General features: G+C 53.4%; 1 pseudogene. It reads left to right on the top strand.

The window, feature by feature from the left end:
- Positions 1-54 precede the first annotated feature (54 nt).
- A pseudogene (locus AC07W4_RS27825) lies at positions 55-1,012 on the top strand (IS3 family transposase); the annotation flags it as partial.

Here is a 1,012-nt window from a genome sequence, read left to right as displayed (position 1 = left end):
TGTCCCGTCCTGAATAAGGTTTACACCTTCTGATCTGTTTTTCAGGAGGACGTAATGGAACCAGCAAAAAGGCGTAGTCAGCGAGACTACACGCTGACCTTTAAATTGTCGGTCGTCGATCAGGTCGAAAAAGGCGAGCTGAGTTATAAAGAGGCTCAGGAACGCTACGGGATTCAAGGCAAAACGACCGTTCTGACGTGGTTACGCAAGCACGGTCGGCAGGATTGGAGCCCAGGCAGATACATTGGCTCGCCGAGGATGGGGTCTATGCCCGACAAAAACCGACCATTAACGCCAGAGCAACGCATCAAAGAGCTTGAAGAGCAGTTAGCTCTGTCCAATCAGAAAGCGCAGTTTTTCGAGGCGGTCGTGGATGTCTTGAAGAATGACTACGGTCTCTCTGTCGTAAAAAAGCGTCCCGGCAAGTCCTCGCGCAAAAACGAATCAAAAACCTGAGCATCAGCAGGGCTTGCCAATTCATGGGGATAAGCCGACAGGCTTACTACAAACGCAATCGCGCCGATGCTGCTCGTCTGGGGCTGGATCAGAAGGTTGCCGATTTCGTTCAGCAAAAACGTCAGCGGCAGCCGCGTTTGGGCACCCGAAAGCTGCATTACTTGCTGCATTGCCAGCCCCAACTTGAACTGCAAGTGGGTCGAGACCGGCTGTTTTCGATTCTGCGGGAAAGACGTTTATTGGTAGCTCGCAAGCGGTCTTATCACAAGACGACCGACAGTCATCATCGCTTTCACCGCCACCCGAACCTGCTCAAGCCAGGTCCTGATCAGGTTGTTCCAAGCGGCCCGGAACAAGTCTGGGTGGCTGACATCACCTATTTGCCCACTCAGGAAGGTGTGGCCTATCTGAGCCTGGTAACGGATGCTTTTTCGCGAAAGATCGTGGGCTATCACGTCCATGAAAGCCTTCACACCGAGTCGGTAGCACAGGCACTGCGCCGGGCGGTAAAGCACCGTCGGACAGAGCAGTCGTTGGTGCATCATTCAGATAGAGG

The organism is Pseudomonas sp. GW821-FHT02A08, from assembly GCF_059422045.1.
The sequence above is the reverse complement of the archived record's forward strand: the minus strand, read 5'-3'. Positions and strand labels throughout refer to the sequence as shown.